Below are 18,585 nucleotides of genomic sequence, written 5' to 3' on the forward strand. Positions count from 1 at the left end.
TTTCAACTAAGTGCACTAGCGCATACTGTCTTCCCTGAAGAAGCCAAGCCTCATCGTCGATTATTGGGCAATAGTTGGGAAGTGACGTTCCTAAGTTGCAGCAATGGTCCAGGTGGCGGACACGAAAGAAGGCCGGTGGATTGGGTGTCTTCCGCCAAACAAACGTACGAAAGCGAAATTCGTTAGCGGGCCGCCAATGGACTCGCGCTCTGTGATTTGCATGCCTCCCTTCTGTTTGCAATCGCGGCTCGAGGCTGCGCCAGCTTGAGCGTTTCACGGTGGTGACAGGGAGGCCAAGAAGCGGTCGGCCAGATCAAGCTGGCTTCCCGCCCTTGTCAGGCGCAGGACCTGTGACGCGAAAGGGTTTTGCGCGAGCGGGACGAAGGCAGCGCGTTGCGATTGTGTTTTGGCCAACGCCTGCGGAACGAGCGCCACACCCATGCCGAACTCGACCATAGACACTACTGTTTGCCATAGACGTGCTTCATGCCGGATGTTGGGGCTGAAGCCAGCTGCCACGCATGTCGCAATGATCTGGTCATGATAGTGAGGCGATACGCTGCGCGGAAATAGAATGAACGGCTCGTCGGACAGCTGGCGCAAATCGACACGCCGATTTTTCGACAAACGGTGGCCGACCGGCACACAACATAGGAACGCCTCCGTACACCACAGACTAGCTTCAACCTCGGCCGGGAAGTGCCCCCAATGTGCAAATCCGACATCTATCTGCATTTGCTGAAGCGCGCGTGCCTGTTCGGCCGTGTTCATTTCTTTCAAAACGACTTCAACGTTAGGGTGGTTGGCTTCGAAGCGCTGCACAGCTTCAGGAAGACCACGATAAAGCATTGAGTTAACGAAACCGACGCGCAGGCAACCAGCGAGCCCATGTGCGGATTCCACGGTCATTTTGGTCACTTCGTCGGCCTGCTGCAAAAGACGCTGCGCCTCCTTGAGCAGCACCTTGCCCGCGTTGGTGAGCGCCACGGCTTTGCTGTTCCGCTCAAGCAGCTTCACACCGAGTTGTTCCTCGAAGCGGCGAATGTCGAAGCTCAGGGCCGGTTGGGAAATGAATAGCCGACGTGCTGCTCTGCCGAAGTGCAATTCCTCGGCGACTGCAACGAAGTATTTGAGTTGTCTCAACTCCATGGTCAACCTCGGGTAACGATAGATGAATGTTATCGTATGTGCCAATGATTGTATTGGACGATTATCGACGGTGAACGTAACCTGATTTCAAAGCATCGCGCACATAAGACACTGATGCGCCGCACAATGAAACAGGAGACATTCGATGCCAGAAATCCGACAGGAGCACGGCTCGTCCAACATTCCCGACAGTAAAGGCATCAATTTCTTCAACAGCGACCCGTCATTCGGGCCTTTGCTCAAAAGCTATCTGGGCGAGAGGGCATACAACGGCGTCAGGGTGCGACTCGTAGAGCTCGGCCAGCGTGCTTCCGACGAACTCGACGAATGGGCAACGGTTGCTGACCACAATCCGCCTGTACTACGTCAGCGAACGAGGCGCGGCGAAGCCCTGCAACGCATCGAGAAACACCCGGCCTATGTGGCACTTGAACGCGTCGCGTACAGCGAACTCGGTCTTGCATCCATGAGCCACGGATCGGACGCTCCAGTGCCTCTTGTCAAATACGCGCTGACCTACCTTTTCGTTCAGGCTGAGTTCGGCCTCTGCTGTCCTGTCAGTATGACTGACTCGCTTACGCGTACGTTGCGCAAGTTCGGTTCGAAGGAGCTCGTCGACCGTTATCTGCCGATGCTCGCGTCGAAAGACTTCGACGCGCTGTTTCAAGGTGCGATGTTCATGACCGAACAGGCGGCCGGGTCCGATACGGGACGCATCGAGACGCGTGCAACCGCCAGCATCGATGCGCAGGGAAATGAGGTCTGGAAACTGACCGGCGACAAGTGGTTCTGCTCGAATCCCGATGCCGACCTGGCCATGGTGCTTGCGCGTCCCGACGATGCTCCCGAGGGCATCAAGGGACTTGCGCTGTTCTTGCTACCCAAGACTCTCGAAGACGGTACGCGCAACGCGTATCAGATTGTGCGCCTGAAGGACAAACTCGGCAGCCGGTCGATGGCAAGCGGCGAGATCGTGCTCCAGGGTGCGCAAGCATATCTGATCGGGGAAGTAGGGCGCGGCTTTCACCAGATGGCCGACATGATCAATATGTCGCGCCTTTCTAATGGTGTCCGTGCTGCCGGCCTGATGCGCCGCGCGCTCACGGAAGCGATACATGTCGCGAGACATCGCTCTGCATTTGGCCGCAAGCTCATCGACATGCCGCTGATGCAACGTCAGTTGCTGAAAATGATGTTGCCAGCCGAACAGGCCCGTTCAATGTTCATGCACATTGCGACGCTGCTGACACGTGCCGACCGAGGCGACGCGCTCGCGACGAAATGCGTTCGCATCCTCACGCCACTCGTGAAATACCGCGCCTGCCGGGACGCGCGCAAGGTCACGGGCGATGCGATGGAAGTGCGCGGTGGGGTTGGCTATATCGAGGAATGGGCGGACCCGCGACTCGTGCGCGATGCGCATCTTGGCTCGATCTGGGAAGGAACCAGCAACATCGTCGCGCTGGATGTGGCGCGTGCGACCCGGCGCGAGGGCGCGCTCGAGTCTCTGAAACAGTACCTCAATGCGCAACTCGACGATGCCGCTTTGCCCTCGCGAAGCGTCGCCTTGCTCCGCGATGTCTTCAATCGCGCCAGCGCTGCCATGGATAGCGTCGCGGAGTGCGGGCGCGATGAAAACGTGCGTGAAGCGGCGAGTGCCGTCTACAACGCAACCACGGCGATTTTCATGGCGACGGAGGCCGCGCGTGTCGCGCCCGACTATCGCAGACTTGCGCTCGCTCATCTCATTGTCGAACACAAGCTCTTGCCACGCGACCCGCTCAGTCCCAAAGGAGTGCGCGTCAATGCCGCGTTGCTACGCACGCTGGTAGAAGAGACGCCCATGTCGCACGACGAAGCGATGACGTTTTTCCCGAGTGAAGGAGAGGCATGATGAGCACGCAACGCGTGGCGGGCGCGCTGGAAGGCCTGCGCGTGATCGATCTGAGCCGCGTGCTGGGCGGTCCCTATTGCACGCAGGCACTGGCCGATCACGGCGCACAGGTCATCAAGCTTGAACCGCCGGCTGGCGATGAAACGCGTGGTTGGGGGCCGCCATTTATCGGCGAATCGGCTTCGTATTTTGTTGGGGTCAATCGCAACAAACAGGGAATCTGCGTCGATCTTTCGCAAGAATCAGGGCGCGCGGTGCTTTGGCAATTACTCGAAGGCGCCGATGTACTGGTCGAAAACTTCAAGCCCGGGACCCTCGAGCGCTGGGGAATGGACTACACGACGCTCTCGCAGCGCTTCCCACGCCTCATTCACTGCGCAATCTCGGGGTTTGGGCCCGATGGCCCGCTCGGCGGCTTGCCCGGGTACGACGCCGTGATTCAGGCGATGGCGGGACTGATGAGTGTGAACGGTGAACATGATGGACCGGCGCTGAGAATAGGCTTGCCCATCGTCGATATGGTGACCGGTCTGAACGCATTGGCGGGCATTCTTCTCGCGCTTGCGGAACGCGACAAGAGTGGGCGAGGTCAGTCGCTCGATATCGCACTGTATGACTGCGGTGTTTCATTGCTTCATCCGCATCTGCCGAACTACTTTGGAAATGGTCGCACGCCCGTCCGAAGTGGCAATGCGCATCCGAACATCGCTCCATACGACAGTTATCGAACCGCTACGTCACCCATATTTCTCGCGGTCGGTAATGATCGGCAGTTTGCGAAGCTGTGTGGACATCTAGGCGCGCCGGATCTGGCACACGACGAGCGCTTCATCGACAACTGCAGCCGTTGTGCGCATCGCGATGCACTCAAGGAAGTACTGGAATCATTGCTGACGGCGCACGAATGCGAGCCGCTAGCGGCGGACCTGATTCGTGCCGGCGTGCCCTGCGGTCCCGTGCAAACCGTCGATGCAGTGGTGCGGCATCCACATACGTTGCATCGCGACTTGCTGGTCGAAATCGGCAGTTATCGCGGAACGGGTACCCCCATCAAGCTATCGAGAACGCCCGCGACCTATCGAACACCGCCTCCCGCGTTAGGCGGTGACACCCAAACCGTACTAACTTCGCTCGGGATTGACGAAAAAACGCAGCAACAACTGTTCGATGCGGGTGTATTGAAACGCTGACAGTGCAATCTCGATCACGGAAGAAGCCGGCGGCATAGACCGGCCTACACAAGGAGACAGTTCATGCAGAGCCAAGCATACGGACGTCCGGCCCGTCAGCCGGGACGCGCTGCGTTTGCCGCATTCATCGGCACAACCATCGAGTGGTACGACTTCTACATCTATGCCACCGCATCAGCGTTGGTATTCGGCAAGCTGTTCTTTCCGCAAGGCGATCCGTTCTATAGCACTCTGGCTTCCTTTGGCACATTTGCCGTTGGGTTCTTCGCAAGGCCATTCGGCGGTCTGGTGTTTGGCCATCTGGGTGATCGCATCGGTCGAAAGAAGGCGCTGGTCGCAACGCTCGCCATCATGGGTATCGGGACGGTAGGCATTGGGTTTCTGCCTGTCTATGCGAAGGCGGGTGTACTTGCACCTGTGTTGCTCGTCTTGCTGCGCGTCGCGCAGGGCATCGCAATTGGCGGCGAGTGGGGTGGCGCCGTCCTGATGGCGGGAGAACACGCACCGAAAGGCAAGCGCACGTTCCTCGCTTCGTTCGCGCAGCTTGGCAGCCCCGCCGGTTTGATTCTCGCGCTGCTTGCCTTTCGCACAATCGGGCATTTGCCGCCTGAGGCGATGATGGATTGGGGCTGGCGTGTACCTTTTCTCGCTAGCGCAGTGCTGCTTTTTGTCGGTGTCGTTATTCGTGCGGGCGTATCGGAGTCGCCGGAGTTTCTCAGCTTCAACGAACGCTCGAAGCCCGCACGGCTGCCAATACTCGACGTATTGCGCAACGCGTGGTCCACGGTGCTTCTATGTCTTGGGGCGAACGTAATCGGCGTGGCAGGGGCGTGGTTTCTCAACACATTCATGCTCAACTTCACGACGGAAACGCTTGGTCTCGATCGTGCGCTGATTCTCGATTGCCTTTTCGTCGTTGCCTTTGTCCAGTTGTTCAATCAGTTGATTGCCGGCTGGCTCGCTCAACGCATTGGAGCCGGGCGATTCCTCGCGTGGGCGGCTGCACTTGCGATGCTGTCGCCGTATCCGATGTTTATCCTGGTATCGACTGGAAACCCGGTAGCGATCGTGGTTGGTATTGCCATTGCCGTGATGTGCATGTCGGGCTCATACGCTGTCATGGCTGGACTGATGACGGAAGCGTTCGACGTCGGTGTGCGTTATTCCGCCATTTCACTGTCGTATCAGAGTTGCGCAGCCATGGCAGGCGGTCTGACGCCGCTCATCGGTACGATTCTCGCGCACGCCTGGCCAGGACGGTGGTTGCCCTTGGCTTTGTTCTACAGTTCGCTTGCCGCTATATCGCTTCTGTGCTTGCGCGGATTGCAGCGACGGGACGGTGCGTCACAGTCTCTGTCGACAGTGGCCATGTCAGAATGAGGGTAAATCGGCTGACTCCGCCGCGCAGCGATCGGCCACAAGCAGTCATCGGAGCCAGCTCCTCAGAAAGTTCAGAAACCAGTGACAGCAGATGACCGACAATACTCAGTCATGGAAGTCGGCCGATAGCTGTCGTTGAATTTTCACGGCAGCTCTGCATCCCCTTCATTAACGTGGGGATTTCGGCAAAAAGGCGACATCCGCGTATGGAAGTAGAATCGTCAACAATCGGCTCCAGAGTTTGCTGGCCGTTCCCGTTTGCGAGAACCAGTGATGAAGGTAACGATTGCGTACATCGAAGAACCTCCGTTCGATTGGACGGAGGAAGACGGCACCGCGACTGGCGCGGATATTGACCTGGCCGAAGCGGTTCTTCGAGCGATCGGGATCACCTGGATCGAGCATCACCCGACGACGTTCAGTGAACTGTTACCCGGCGTTGAAACCGGCCGCTGGGATATGAATGTTCCGCTGTTTGTCACGCCTGACCGTGCCAATCTGGTCGCGTTCAGCGTGCCGGTGTGGGCTATAGCGGACGGGTTCCTGGTTCGAGCTGGGAATCCGAAAGCACTCTTCAGTTATGCGTCTCTCGCCAGACGCGACGATGCGCGCCTTGGCATCATTTCCGGACAGGTGCAACACGACTCGGCGAGAGCATCAGGCGTCCGTGAGGATCAGATAGCAATCTTCGAGCATCAGGTCGATGCGATCGACGCAGTTAGGTCGGGGGCGATCGACGCGTGTGCGAGCACCGCCTTGGGAAACCGCATACTGGCGGCTCGTATCGGAGGTTCGATCTTTGAGGCCGTGGAGCACAAACCGCAAATGAACGGCGAGCGACCAGAGCTTCCGTTCGGAGCGTTCTCGTTTGGCAGACGAAACAGCGATCTGCGCAATGCGGTGAACGCGCAGCTTCGTTCATATCTTGGCTCGCGAGAGCATCGCGCTCGCATGGCGAAATTCGGGCTGACACACAACGAGATCGATCCCGTTCTCGTTGGTTGAGGTGGGACGGGCGTCGGCCACAACTGGCCGTTCGACACGTATATCTAGATCGTTCACAATCGCTACACCTTTCTTTTGACGTAGAGTTTGTGCGCGACAGAGATGAGTGCATCGAAGCAGCCTATCGGACCTGTCGCCTGTTCCGGGTTCGCGGAACGCTATGCAGCAGCCGTGATCACAAAGCCGCACAACACGCTCTACAAACGCCCCGCAACGAAGTCGCTCCTGGGCGATGCCAATAGCTAACATGTTCTTGACGCAGGATGTGGACCGGGAATTTGTAGCGAACATCTCGCGCGAAACGGCGCGACTGTTCATGCGTTCGACATAACACCGGAGATGGTCGAACCTGCTTACCATTGATGTGCGCAACTTCCGGTTGAACTGATGACGGGCGATCTTACAGCGTCGCTCGATTGGCCTCCTGAGCAATCGTTCGACAAGATATTGTGCTCGCTCGCCCTCGACTGTGTCGAAGAGCTTGTGGCGGTCTGCAGTGAGTTTCGGCGGGTCGCGCGACGCGGTGCAATTCTGGTATTTTCGATGGCGCATCCGATGACGACTGGATGGATCAGCGCACCCTTGGCGAAGGGACATACTTCACGACCTCGCGCTTCGGGCTGCATTGGTCAAGCTTTGGCGAGCCGAAACCTTACGTGAAGGCTTACCGTCGGCCTCTTTCCGACATTTTTAACGGATTGACTGAAAGCGGCTGGCGATTGGATCGTTTTGTCAAATGGGGAACTGGCCGACTGAGAACGGCCGGGCAGCGGTGTGTCGAGGCAATCTGTCAAGAGTGGCATCGGCGGCAAAGCCCGCCGGGCGGTACGGCGACCTCCGTATCGACGGCTGCAAACGGTCATGAGACCGTGAACATTGCGCCATCCGTCGGTGGCATGGACATGAGCCGAGTTGTGCGCTGACGGGTGTCACTGTACGGCACTATAGAGCCATTTCGAAGGCGGCATAGAGACGCCACCTGAGTGGCGGCACATAGACGCCAGCAGCATCGGGCTAGAGCGCGATTCGAACTTTCCAAGTCGGGACGCTCCGTTCTATTTGAACGGAGCGTCCATGGCCAACAGGAGGTTCGTTATTGTTCGAGTACCACCAAGTCCTTGCCCGCATGCGGCAGGGCGATTCCGACCGCGACATCGCTCGCGCCGCCTTGATGGAACGCAAGAAGCGGACGACTATGCAGCGCCAGATCGAGGCGCGGGGATGGCTCGATCCCGCCCAGCCATTGCCGGTTGACGCCGTGATCGCTGGCTCGCCGCACTTGCCGCATACCTGTGTGTCGACGACAGAGCCGTTTCCTGAACAGATCCCCGGCTGGGAGGCCACCGGCGCATGGCGAGGTTCGGATTAACGGATAGAGAGATCAATCCTGCGGTGCTGAACGCATCGCTCCGCTGAAAGATTTAACTGACGCTAACTCAAAGCTTGACAACACGTCGGGCAACGTCATTGCCGGCACGCCCCGCATGTCCGGTGCGAGCGCGAACAATCTGTGGCGAGCTGTGTCTTCACATGAGAACTACGGCTCACAAGCCCAGCGCTCAGGCTGTATGACGAGCTGTTACACGACGCAAAATGTCGCGGATCGTGAAAAGTACATGCAGGGGAGGGATGTTTCGCGGTAGCGCTATCAGCACGCACGTGTACTCACAACGGAAACGGACGCTCCGGCGACAGGGATGTAGAATTGTGTTTTCTTTTGCGTAATCGTGATATGTGTGCCTCTGACACCATGCGAATGATGGCTCCGCTGTCCGATGAGGAACTGGACGAGCTTGATCAGTTTCTCATGTCAGACGTTGTGTCCGATGAAGCGATGATGCTCGATATGCTCGACGGATACCTGACGGCCCTTATCGTGGGACCTTCTACTTTGCAGCCGAGCCAGTGGCTGCCCGGGATATGGGGCTCGGCTGCGGACGAGGCGCCGCATTTCGAAACGAGCGAACAGGCGCAACACATTCTTGATCTCATCTTGCGTCATTACAACGGCATTATCTGGAGTCTGCAGGCCGACGCCGATGCTTTTGAACCAATGTTCCATGAGACGACCTATCCGGACGATCCTCGCGCATACGTCGATGGTGAAGCTTGGGCCCACGGTTTCATGCAAGGCATCGAACTGTCACAACAGGATTGGCAGCCACTCTTTGAGGATGCGCAAGGTCAAGCCTGGATGCGTTCCATCTATCTGCTAGGCGCTAATGATGTGTCGCAAGAGGATGAGGAGTTGACGCGGTGGCCAGCTCAGCGGGAGGAGTTGGCGAAAGCAATTCCTGCTGCTGTCGCCGCGATTTACCGGTATTGGCTGCCCTACCGAAAGGCAGTTCATGAACGGCATGTAGCTACGACTATCCAGCGTGCGACGCCGAGGATTGGACGCAATGATCCGTGTCCTTGCGGAAGCGGCAAGAAATTTAAAAAGTGTTGCGGCGCGGCAGCGGTACTTCACTAATTGCAGTCGCATCCATCTGGGATTGCGGACGCCTGTCGGGTACGCCTCTGTAATGTTGCAGTGAAATCTGCGCGAGCGAAAAATGACTTTGATTGAAGATGGAAATTTCTCCCGTTGGTTGCGTATGGCTTTGTTCGTAGTTGGGGCTGGCAATCTTCGGAGGCAGCTTGGCGATCGACTTGTTACCTCGATGGGCACGGATGGTCGGCTTCGTGTCGGGTTTCGGAATAATGGTTTTGAGCGGTTTTTGCAGCCGTGCGCTATGTTAGGTATCAAGCCGTTCGACAACAGTTACGGGAACGCGCGCAAGAGCTACAGTGCAGGGTTCAACGAGGAAAACATGCAATAAGGCGTTGACTGCTGACGAACGCAGGCGGCGGCGAGCTACCGCCGAAGGTTCGGCGTCGGACCGTGTACGGCCATAAACGGCCGTTCGACAGCGGTGCGAAGATCGTCGAAAATGACGCCGTCTCAGACCAAACAAAGACCTGTGAAAGACGAAGAATTTGATGCGTTCTTAGAACGCGCTCTGGCTGAACTCCGCGCAAAGCAGGCGGTTCTGTCCAATTCGTTCGGCATCGGAGGCAATGAGCGTTTCGTCGTGGATTTTGCGTCGTCTCTTCTGACATTCTTCGTCGGTGAAGCTCCAACCGCAGAGGCGTCCATATTGCCATTGGGAACGCACTCTCTCGACAAACAGCGCTATCGTTGGTCATGGTCGGATGAAGGTCTTCCAATGGATGTTCGGGATGCGTCCAGAAAAACACAGGCGCTATATGACTTAACTGGCTTTGAAATGTTCAAACAAGCCACAATCCAATGCGATCAGACGATGGCATGGGAAATTGCTGCATTGTCATGTTCTGTTCTCGCTGCGCACGGCGCTTACCGAATCCCCAATGGATCGAACCAGCATTATGTTCTGATCCACTCAATCCACCAATTCCCCTGAGTCGCAACGTCGCCCAAGTATCTGCCGACCGCAGAGGGCAATAGGCGGCCAGTTGCGTTCACTCGCATTAGATGCGCAGATCGTTGACAATTCGATTGCTGAGGCGGTCACGGTTTCGTCGATCTGGCCGCACTATTAGACTCGTAATTGCTTTTTGTAAGGTGCGGTGATGCCGCAGGAACTGCTCGAACTAATTCAACAGATGACCGCGCAACAAGACGTCGTTAGCTCGGGCGATTCGATCTCTTGGCAGGCACATCGCGAAGCGGAACTGCTTTCCGACATGACTTTGGTCGATGAACTCGATGCATACCTCGGTCAGAAACCAAAAAAGGAGCAGCGAGCAGCGGTTTACTTCATCATCGGTAAGATCGGAAAGAATTGCCTCAGCGAAGAGTGCGCGTCGCGCTTAATCGAATACTCGTCAAAAGAGCCCGATAAGTATGCGCTGGCAAGTCTCCTTGAACGGCTTGCCGATATCCCGAAGCCGGAAAGCGTCGATGTCAGACCACTATTTCCTTTTCTTAAGGATAAGCGATGGCTGGTGAGGCATGCCGCAATTCAGTCCCTTAAGCGCTGCACAAGCTCCGAGGCTGAAGACAAGTTGCTGGAGATTCTCGCAACCACCTCAGATCCCTATGACATCATATACTGCCATGCCACTCTTAACCAGATTGGCACGCGCAAGGCGTTGCCCGCTCTAACTCAAAACCTAAAGTCTCGAAAGCGCGATGTGTAAGTGTCGGCTCAAGCGGCGATCGAGGCGATTAAGACACGTGACGGCCAGCCTGTCGCGAAGGCCGGTGATGGGTCTGCGCCTGCCCGAAGTTAGAGTTTGAGAAGGGTGATTCAACGTCCGTTTTGCGATAGTGCGGTCGTCCGGTCCGGGGTCGTATACGGAAGTTCGGCTCCAACCGAGATCGCGGCGACCAATCTGCGCCCCTATCTGATGGCTGACCATCGAAGGCGTCCAAGAGGCAACTGAGGGACCGACGAAGATGGGGCGGTCGGTCGGAGTATGGTAGACCGCGCCAAGCACCCCTCGTGACCTCAGCCACAGTCGCGGCAGTGGGGGCGCGTTCGGAACATATCTCGCGATAGATCGGCGCCCAAGACACTCAGCGGCCGCGTCGTTGCTTTGTCGACGCCGCCAAGTCCTACAACAGGACCGCCCGATGCAAAAGTTCCAAGGCCTTCAATTCGTCCAGTCGACCTGTGCGTGCCTTACCTGCGAGCGTCTTAATCAAAGCTTCTGCTATCGGTGCAATACCGTGCAGATTGTCCAGGCTGGTCGCGGCCGTGATTGGAAGGGGGAGGGAGGGTTGCTGCGCAGTCGGGGAGTCAGTCATCGCGTCGGGCAGTGCTAATGTCACTGCCGGAGCATCGCTGTCATTCTGTTCAGTTGAAGGGCTGACAGGATTGGGGGAGAGTTCATTTTCCTGAGCTTCCCGACTGACGACGGTAGTTCCTTTATCTTCCGCGACGTTCGCCGCAACGGGTGAAGCACTTTCGGAGTCAACCGAGGCGATTGCACGCTCGAGATGCGTGGGCAACCTCTCACTGGCGGTTTTTTCTTGCTCGCCATCGTTCGTTGCTGGCGCAGGCGGTACCTTTTGTTGCACGGACGAGTGCCCGCGCGGAGCAGGCGTTAGCATTTGGGACACGGATTTTGGAATCTCGGCTTCCGTGCGCGGGCTGTCCAACCAACCAACGGGTAGTCCGAGACGTTCTGTGAACCGGTTTGCTTCGGCACTGTCCATGCGCTTCTTGCCGTGCAGTCGGTCGGCGATGTTGAATCCACTCATCTCCATGACTACACCGAGTTTCACTTTCGAGCCGTTGCGAGTTGTGAGAAGGCGGAGGTTGGAGCGACGGATGCTCTCCACGTCAGTAGTGTCGCTCAATGCCAGCGGTTGCTGTTGGGATGTTTTGGAAGACGTCCTGTGCTTAGACGACGACACTTTGAACGGGGCGCCAGTTTTAGGCTGTTCACGTACTACGCTTCGACTGTTTTTGACAGTTGCCGGCTTGCCGCCAGCTACTTTCTTTGGCATTTGCGCTTCCTCGGGCAAACTAACTTCTGGAATTGGTTGCTGGTCGACGTCCGGTGTAGGTGCCGATTCAAGTGCTTCGGGCTTTGGGTCGAATTCCTCGTCGTTCCGAATGAAGTCGAGCGGAGACTTCAAGCGAGCGATGGTCTCGTCCGCGAGCGCAGGGTGAGGCTGATCAAAGAAGCCATGCGGTAATCCGAGCGTGGTTTCCATGTGGAAAGCGGTCTCAGGCGTGAATCTCTCGCCTTTCATCAGTTCGGCCACGCGCGTCATGTTCGATTCGAGTGCAAGGGCAATATTTTCTGCGCCTACCGCGCTGACCAGAAACTGAAACGATCGTGTTTTCAGGATGGATGCTGTCTGATCGGAGTCTTTAGCCGCCGGCTTCACATATGGTGATCCTTGTCGTTGAACCGGAGGCTTTTTCTCGTGGTGGAATTGGCGTTGACCGTTGCGCCGAGATCCCGCATATGGCCCACGGGCTTGACTCATAAAATACGGCTCCATGCGATGTGGATTCTGGGTTCGATGATTATAGACGAGGGGAAGTGAACGAAGCCGCTTTGCGTGGCCGTGTACACGGCTCCATACCGTCCTTCGATCATCCTGAGGCGTACAACTTGGGGAGGGCGGGGAGTAACAGCGACGACTCCCATCACAGCGTCGCTGCCTCAGGAAATCCGACGGAAACGGATCATCTGGTTCACATATTGTGATCGACGACCAGTGGCCTGCATCTTGTCGCCAACTCTTGTCGCATCTTGTTCCGACTTCGGTACGCACACATCAAATCTATCCGATGCGTCGTCCGCCTTCGTCATGGTCAAGTCGTAGCATGTACGCTTGCCACGCCCGATCGACTTCCCGGTAACCAAGTATGGAGCTGTGTATGTGGTGCCTATGACCCGGTTAGCTATAGTGGCGACAGCAAACGGCAATTGCATCGTGAGCATGCCGGCCGCGATACCGCCTGTCACCCAGGAAGCTCGAATTCCCAGCGGGAGCATTGCCCCGGACTTCGTCGTGTACAGGCGACCAACGAGTATTCTCTGGAAATGCCACGTCATCGCCAAACCAACGGGGACCGCCACCAACCAGCTTACATGCTTATATTGGCTATTGATTTGAATGGCGGGACCGCCAGCGTAGCCAAGCCAACTGGTTACAAAAAATACAATGAGATATACAGCTTTCAGCGGAGTTAGCGTAGGGCCTTCGGGTTCAAACCTGATGCACTGCTCAGGACAGGGGAGAGATAACGGTCTCTTGTGGCCAATGGAGTATATACGGCTGCAGCCATACATCGGACGGCCGCTGTCGCGGTACTTTTCTGATTTTACAATTTACGTAAAATTGACCGCTTAACAATTGACACTTCGTTTCTGAACTACCGTTAGAAGAAATATTCCTAAAGTTTTGGTAAACAATGCCGACAACGGTCCCATGAATACGAGCAGGTCTTCACGCGACCTGCATAAATTAAAGATCAAACGGGGAACTGGCCGACTGAGAGCGGCCAGGCAGCGGTATGTCGAGGCAATCTGTCAACGGTGGCGTCGGCGGCACAGTCCGCCGGATCATGCAGTTCTGTTTGTTTTCCCTGACGCTGATGTCGGTGCATGCGCACGCAGCAGGCGTCGTCGCGGACGGCGGCACGGCCACTTCCGTATCGACGGCTGCGAACGGTCATCAGACCGTGAACATTGCGCCATCCGTCGGTGGTGTATCGCACAACACGTATAGCCACTTCAACGTGGGCAGTGCGGGCGTCGATCTGAACAACGTCGGCATCAACGCACGAACCATCGTCAATCAGGTAACGGGCACGGACCCGAGCGTGATCTCGGGCCAGCTCGCCGTGCTTGGGTCACGCGCGAATGTCGTGCTGGCGAATCCGAACGGCATCACGATCAACGGTGGATCGTTCGTCAATACGGGCCATGTCGCGCTCTCGACCGGACAGGTCAGCTTCAACGATGTGCTCACCGGGTCGGTGCTGCAGCGTAACGTCGTGCTCGACACGAAGACGGGAACGATTATCGTCGGACCGCAAGGCTTGTCGAGCGCGCTCGTTGCATTGGACCTCATCGCGAAGAACATCCTCGTCAACGGGCCGCTGACCAACACGTTCACATCACCGACAGCCACCGTCAGACTGCTTGGCGGCACCAGCAACGTGACACTGAACACGGGCGTGTCGCCCAATGACAACGCCAACGACTGGCTCTCGTTCAACGCATCGTCGTCGCACGATACGGCCAGTTCGTTTGCCGTCGACATCACGGCAGCGGGCTCGCTCACCAGCGGCCGCGTGCAGCTGATCGTCACCGACAAGGGGCCGGGCGTGCGCAGTGCAGGTCCGATGAACGCGACGCTCGGCGATTTCACGCTTGCCTCCAATGGTGCTGTCGAGTTCTCGAACACGACGCTCACCGCGAACGGCAACGTGAACATGCAGGTGCAGGACACACTGACTGCGACTTCGATGCAGATGCAGGCGGGCAACACGGCGTCGATTGCATCGACAGGTCAGTTGGCCTTCAACAGCACATCGCTCCTGGCAAGCGGCGGCATCAATGTCAGTGGCGGCGGCGTGAAGCTGTACAACGACAGCGGTACGCAGACCGTGATCGCATCGTCGAACGCGGGCGTCGTCGTCAAGAGCAGTCAGGACATCGTCAATGTCGGTTCGCTGGTGCAAGGACAAACGCAAACAGCAGGCGACAGCGATTCCAAAGGCGCGGTCACGCTCAACGCCTCGGGCAACGTGCTGAACCAGTCGACCACGACCTCGAAGCTCGGCGTGTTATTCGGCGTGAACGGCGACGTCGTGATCAACGCGGGCGGCACCATTACCAACGAAGACGCGCGCATCCTGTCGAACAGCAACGTCACGCTCACGGCGGGCGGCGACGTCGACAACATCATCGACCATTCGAGCGGCGTGAACGGGGGCAATGCCGTCGGCTACTCGAACCGAAGCTGGCGGCTGATATTCGTGGAGCACCACGAGAACGGCTTCACCGTCGACTACGGCGCGCTGAACGATCCCGACAAGCTCGCCTACATCACAGCTGACAGCGGCAATGTGACGATCAACGCGCGGAACGCCAACAATGTCGGCGGCTCGATTCTGTCGAACGACGGCAGTATCTTCGTGTCGGCCGCGCAGAACCTGCTGACGCAAGGTGTGTTCGTCGGACAGGGTTCGTATCATCAGTCGTGCTTCATCTTCTGCAGCGCGAGCGCGTCGAGCACGGTACAGGCGTTCGGCGGCGTCATGGAGGCGGGCAAGGACATCACCCTCAAGGCGGGCACGCAGATCACCAACACGGGCGGCACGGTGATCGCCATCGGCAACCTGAAGCTCGATGCACCCAAAACGCTCGCGCAAGGCGTGCTCGGCTACACGGTCATCAACCGGCGCAACGATCTGAAGACGTGGTTCGGCAACACGTGGGCGGCCATCTATGCAGCCGATACGGGCGGCGTCTTCACAGGCGGAAACGGCCAGGTCGAACTGACGGGCGAAGCGGACATCGACGGCGGATCGTTCAACGCGCCGGGCGGCATTCACGCGGCAGGCGGCGTGAACACGATGCGCGTGCCGTACCGCGCGCCCGTGACGATCGGCACGCACAATCACCTCGGCCTCGTTTCGTGGTTCGGTCTATGAAGCGGCGTCCTGCAATCTTGCGCGGTTGTTTTGCCGTGCTCGCCATCGGCGCGAACGCGGCCGCGAGCGCGCAGGCGCTTCCGTCATTGCCGCCGGGCGGGTTCAATGCGCTGCCCGGACGCGCGGAACAGGATCCGGGCCAACGGCTATTGCAGGAGCAGCAGGACAGGCAGCGACGCAACGAAATCCAGCAGGCGCCCGCGCAGATTGCCGCGCCTGAAGTGCCCGCCTTGCCGAATCTGCCCGAAGGCGCGGACGTCGATACCCTGCCCGATGTCGAACCGATGTTTGAGATCAGCCGCATCGAATTCATCGGCGATCGCGTGTTGAGCCAGAAAGAACTGGACCGCATCGCCACGCCGTTCGTCGGCAAGCGGCTGGGGCGCAACCGCATCAATCTGCTGCTGCGACGCGTGACGGAAGCGTTCATCGAACGCGGCTACATCACGACGCGCGCTTATCTCGGTGCACAGAACCTTGCGTCGGGCACGCTAAAGGTCAACGTCGTCGCGGGCAAGGTCGCGGGCTTTACGCTGAACGGCAAGCCGCTGCGTCCACGGGACCCGAACGAGCCCTGGTACGACACGCACGGCGGTGGCCTCCTCACCGATGCCGGCACGGCCTGGGCATTCGGCGACAGCGTCGGCGACGTGCTGCGCCTGCCGGATCTGGAGCAGGGCGTCGACCAGATCAACCGGCTGCGGCGCAATCAGGCCGAAATCCAGATCATGCCAGGCGAAGCGCCCGGCGATTCGATCGTCGCGATCTCTAACCGCTACGGCGACCGCACGTTCTACAACCTCGGCATCGACAACTACGGCAGCTCGCAAACGGGCACGCTGCGCTATCGCGGCGGCGTTGAGGCAGACAACGTCATCGGCTTGCAGGAATCGCTGTCGCTGAATTACGTCGGCACGGAAGACAGTAATGCTCTCGTGTTTTCCGCCGCCGTGCCGTTCGGGTATCAGACGTTCAGCTATACGACTTCGTACTCCGAGTATCAGCAGACCATCGGCGATACGGCGTTGCTGCAAGGACGCACGTTCAGCCAGATTCTCGGCTGGAACGATGTGCTCACGCGTTCGAAGTCCGGGCGGATGAGCGTCGACGTCACGCTCAACAAGATGCGCACCGAGCGTAGCGTGAACGGCATCGACCTGTCGCCGCAAGACCTGACCGTGGCGCGTGTCGCGCTGAACGGCCTGCGCCGCTTCGTGGCGAACGATCAGGGCGCGGCCGCGACGTGGGACTTCGGCATCTCACAGGGGTTGCCGTGGCTTGCAGCAAGTCACGACGATGGCGATATCGGCAAGTCGGACGCGCACAGCCAGTTCACGAAGCTCGACGGCACATCCACCTTGCAGATGACGCTCGGCTCACTGCTCGGTACGCAATGGGCGTATCGCGGCACGCTGCGCGGACAGTTCAGCCGCGTGGCGCTGTTCGGCACACAGCAGATCTATCTCGGCGGCATGGACTCGGTGCGCGGCTTCACGGAAGGCGGCATCGCGGGCGATAGCGGCGCGTATATGCGCAACGAAGCGGCCTGGCAGAACGTGCCCGCGTGGCATGACGCGCGTGTCGAACCCTACGTGTTTCTCGACGGCGGCAAATCACATCTCGTTGCACAAGGCGGCTGGCCGACGCTGGTCGGCACCGGTATCGGCGCGCGTGCCGAATGGCGGCACAACGCGCAAACCGTCACGGGCGAAGTCCTGCTCGGACAGGCATTGATTCAGCCCGCAGCGCTTGGTCACAAGGCCACTGTGCTGCTGGCCACTCTCAACTGGTCGGAATGAAGGAGTTCAACATGAAGCGGCATCTCAATCACATCACGTTCACGCGCCTGACGGCAACGCTTGCGCTGGCTGTCGGGCTGTCCGGTGTTGCGGCGCCTTCGATGGCGGCAAACAAGCCGTCCTCGTCGCATGCGAAGGCGGCGGCGCCCGCATCGGCGAGCGTTGCGGCTTCCGGCCCGCTGCCCGCTAACGCCGTCGCGCGCGTGAACAGCGTGCTCATCACGCAGGGACAGGTCGATGCGATGCTGAAAGCGACCAATACACCGGATACGCCGCAAACGCGCACGGCCATCAAGAACCAGTTGATCGCGCGGGAACTGTTCCGTCAGGCGGCAGAGAAGCAACATTACGACACGCGTGCGCAGGTGATTGAAGCCGTCGAACAGGCGAAGTCGCTGGCGATGACGCAGGCGTATCTGCGCGATCAGGTGAAGCCCGTGCCCGTCACCGACGCCGATGTGAAGGCGCGCTACGACGCGATCGTCGCGACGCTCGGCGACAAGGAATACAAACCGAGCGTAATCGCGGTGAAGGACGAAGCGACCGCGAAGGACGTGCTCGCGCAACTGAAGAAGGGCACCGATTTCGCGCAACTGGCGAGGCAGTACAGTCAGGGTCCGGCCGCCCCGCAAGGCGGTGCGATGAACTGGGTGTCTTTCAAGACGCCGATCCAGCCGGGCGCGACGCAAGGCTGGCCGCAGCCCGTCGCCGAAGCAATGGTGAAGCTGCCGCAAGGCGGCGTGACGACGACGCCGGTTCAGGTGGGCGACGCCTTCTGGATCGTGAAGATGGACCAGTCGCGCGCGACGCAGATTCCTGACTTCGATACGACGAAGGTCGCGCTGCGCCAGCAGCTCGAGCAGGTCGCGCTGCAGAAGGCAACGGCGCAAGTGGTGGTCGATCTGATGAAGAACGCGTCGATCCAGCAGCAGTAAGGCGAAAGCATCCAAGGCCTCGACACCGGGAGGCCGCAGCAGACGGGGAAAACTCTGCTGCAACGTAAGGCGGACCGGCCA

General features: G+C 58.5%; 14 protein-coding genes and 1 pseudogene. 13 read left to right on the forward strand and 2 right to left on the reverse strand.

Going from position 1 to position 18,585, the window contains the following annotated elements; all coding sequences use genetic code 11:
- Positions 1 to 273: 273 nt before the first annotated feature.
- Positions 274 to 1,149, reverse strand: a complete 876-nt coding sequence (locus H3V53_RS11995) for a LysR family transcriptional regulator (RefSeq protein ID WP_336598084.1) — start codon at positions 1,147 to 1,149, stop codon at positions 274 to 276.
- 145 nt (positions 1,150 to 1,294) lie between these two features.
- On the opposite strand from H3V53_RS11995, the gene H3V53_RS12000 reads away from it, so the two are divergent.
- The 10 genes and pseudogenes from H3V53_RS12000 (at position 1,295) to H3V53_RS12045 (ending at position 10,782) form a co-directional block, all read left to right on the forward strand.
- Positions 1,295 to 3,043, forward strand: coding sequence for an acyl-CoA dehydrogenase family protein (locus H3V53_RS12000; protein WP_336598085.1), 1,749 nt, complete (start codon positions 1,295 to 1,297; stop codon positions 3,041 to 3,043).
- The gene (locus H3V53_RS12005) at positions 3,043 to 4,233 is read left to right on the forward strand and encodes a CaiB/BaiF CoA transferase family protein (protein ID WP_336598134.1); all 1,191 of its coding nucleotides are present in this window, start codon (positions 3,043 to 3,045) and stop codon (positions 4,231 to 4,233) included. Before H3V53_RS12000 ends, H3V53_RS12005 begins: the two co-directional genes overlap by 1 nt.
- Positions 4,234 to 4,296: 63 nt before the next feature.
- Positions 4,297 to 5,613, forward strand: coding sequence for an MFS transporter (locus H3V53_RS12010; RefSeq protein WP_336598086.1), 1,317 nt, complete (start codon positions 4,297 to 4,299; stop codon positions 5,611 to 5,613).
- Between the two features lie 273 nt (positions 5,614 to 5,886).
- Positions 5,887 to 6,618: a transporter substrate-binding domain-containing protein gene (locus H3V53_RS12015; protein ID WP_336598087.1), complete on the forward strand. Its 732-nt coding sequence runs from the start codon at positions 5,887 to 5,889 to the stop codon at positions 6,616 to 6,618.
- Positions 6,619 to 6,720: 102 nt separating this feature from the next.
- Positions 6,721 to 7,355: pseudogene (locus H3V53_RS12020) on the forward strand (class I SAM-dependent methyltransferase); the annotation flags it as partial.
- Positions 7,356 to 7,714: 359 nt separating this feature from the next.
- A complete protein-coding gene (locus tag H3V53_RS12025) occupies positions 7,715 to 7,987 on the forward strand; it encodes a hypothetical protein (protein WP_336598088.1) in 273 nt (90 codons plus the stop codon).
- A gap of 387 nt (positions 7,988 to 8,374) precedes the next feature.
- Positions 8,375 to 9,091, forward strand: a complete 717-nt coding sequence (locus H3V53_RS12030; protein WP_336598089.1) for a UPF0149 family protein — start codon at positions 8,375 to 8,377, stop codon at positions 9,089 to 9,091.
- Between the two features lie 82 nt (positions 9,092 to 9,173).
- The gene (locus H3V53_RS12035) at positions 9,174 to 9,440 is read left to right on the forward strand and encodes a hypothetical protein (protein WP_336598090.1); all 267 of its coding nucleotides are present in this window, start codon (positions 9,174 to 9,176) and stop codon (positions 9,438 to 9,440) included.
- Between the two features lie 141 nt (positions 9,441 to 9,581).
- The gene (locus H3V53_RS12040) at positions 9,582 to 10,043 is read left to right on the forward strand and encodes a DUF6882 domain-containing protein (RefSeq protein ID WP_336598091.1); all 462 of its coding nucleotides are present in this window, start codon (positions 9,582 to 9,584) and stop codon (positions 10,041 to 10,043) included.
- A gap of 169 nt (positions 10,044 to 10,212) precedes the next feature.
- On the forward strand, positions 10,213 to 10,782 hold the full coding sequence (locus H3V53_RS12045; RefSeq protein ID WP_336598092.1) for a HEAT repeat domain-containing protein: 570 nt from the start codon (positions 10,213 to 10,215) through the stop codon (positions 10,780 to 10,782).
- 418 nt (positions 10,783 to 11,200) lie between these two features.
- On the opposite strand, the gene H3V53_RS12050 is transcribed toward H3V53_RS12045, so the two are convergent.
- On the reverse strand, positions 11,201 to 12,586 hold the full coding sequence (locus H3V53_RS12050; protein WP_336598093.1) for a hypothetical protein: 1,386 nt from the start codon (positions 12,584 to 12,586) through the stop codon (positions 11,201 to 11,203).
- Positions 12,587 to 13,622: 1,036 nt separating this feature from the next.
- On the opposite strand from H3V53_RS12050, the gene H3V53_RS12055 reads away from it, so the two are divergent.
- Genes H3V53_RS12055 through H3V53_RS12065 form a run of 3 tightly spaced genes read left to right on the forward strand, consistent with a single transcriptional unit; the run spans position 13,623 to position 18,504 of the window.
- Complete coding sequence (locus H3V53_RS12055; RefSeq protein ID WP_419539476.1) at positions 13,623 to 15,770, forward strand: two-partner secretion domain-containing protein; 2,148 nt, start codon at positions 13,623 to 13,625, stop codon at positions 15,768 to 15,770.
- Positions 15,767 to 17,569 carry a ShlB/FhaC/HecB family hemolysin secretion/activation protein gene (locus tag H3V53_RS12060; RefSeq protein WP_336598094.1) on the forward strand — a complete coding sequence of 601 codons (1,803 nt, stop codon included), beginning with the start codon at positions 15,767 to 15,769 and terminating at the stop codon, positions 17,567 to 17,569. The genes H3V53_RS12055 and H3V53_RS12060 overlap by 4 nt, the downstream gene beginning before the upstream one ends.
- Positions 17,570 to 17,580: 11 nt before the next feature.
- Positions 17,581 to 18,504 (forward strand): peptidylprolyl isomerase, encoded by a 924-nt coding sequence (locus H3V53_RS12065; RefSeq protein ID WP_336598095.1) that lies wholly within the window; start codon positions 17,581 to 17,583, stop codon positions 18,502 to 18,504.
- Positions 18,505 to 18,585: the final 81 nt, after the last annotated feature.

Source organism: Paraburkholderia bengalensis, assembly GCF_037126505.1.
In the GTDB taxonomy this organism is placed as follows: domain Bacteria; phylum Pseudomonadota; class Gammaproteobacteria; order Burkholderiales; family Burkholderiaceae; genus Paraburkholderia; species Paraburkholderia bengalensis.

What these genes read in the sequence shown, in the direction of transcription:
- H3V53_RS11995 (WP_336598084.1), bottom strand. Translation starts at nt 1,149, where the DNA reads ATGGAGTTGAGACAACTCAAATACTTCGTTGCAGTCGCCGAGGAATTG.
- H3V53_RS12000 (WP_336598085.1), top strand. Translation starts at nt 1,295, where the DNA reads ATGCCAGAAATCCGACAGGAGCACGGCTCGTCCAACATTCCCGACAGT.
- H3V53_RS12005 (WP_336598134.1), top strand. Translation starts at nt 3,043, where the DNA reads ATGAGCACGCAACGCGTGGCGGGCGCGCTGGAAGGCCTGCGCGTGATC.
- H3V53_RS12010 (WP_336598086.1), top strand. Translation starts at nt 4,297, where the DNA reads ATGCAGAGCCAAGCATACGGACGTCCGGCCCGTCAGCCGGGACGCGCT.
- H3V53_RS12015 (WP_336598087.1), top strand. Translation starts at nt 5,887, where the DNA reads ATGAAGGTAACGATTGCGTACATCGAAGAACCTCCGTTCGATTGGACG.
- H3V53_RS12030 (WP_336598089.1), top strand. Translation starts at nt 8,375, where the DNA reads ATGATGGCTCCGCTGTCCGATGAGGAACTGGACGAGCTTGATCAGTTT.
- H3V53_RS12035 (WP_336598090.1), top strand. Translation starts at nt 9,174, where the DNA reads ATGACTTTGATTGAAGATGGAAATTTCTCCCGTTGGTTGCGTATGGCT.
- H3V53_RS12045 (WP_336598092.1), top strand. Translation starts at nt 10,213, where the DNA reads ATGCCGCAGGAACTGCTCGAACTAATTCAACAGATGACCGCGCAACAA.
- H3V53_RS12050 (WP_336598093.1), bottom strand. Translation starts at nt 12,586, where the DNA reads ATGAGTCAAGCCCGTGGGCCATATGCGGGATCTCGGCGCAACGGTCAA.
- H3V53_RS12055 (WP_419539476.1), top strand. Translation starts at nt 13,623, where the DNA reads ATGTCGAGGCAATCTGTCAACGGTGGCGTCGGCGGCACAGTCCGCCGG.
- H3V53_RS12060 (WP_336598094.1), top strand. Translation starts at nt 15,767, where the DNA reads ATGAAGCGGCGTCCTGCAATCTTGCGCGGTTGTTTTGCCGTGCTCGCC.
- H3V53_RS12065 (WP_336598095.1), top strand. Translation starts at nt 17,581, where the DNA reads ATGAAGCGGCATCTCAATCACATCACGTTCACGCGCCTGACGGCAACG.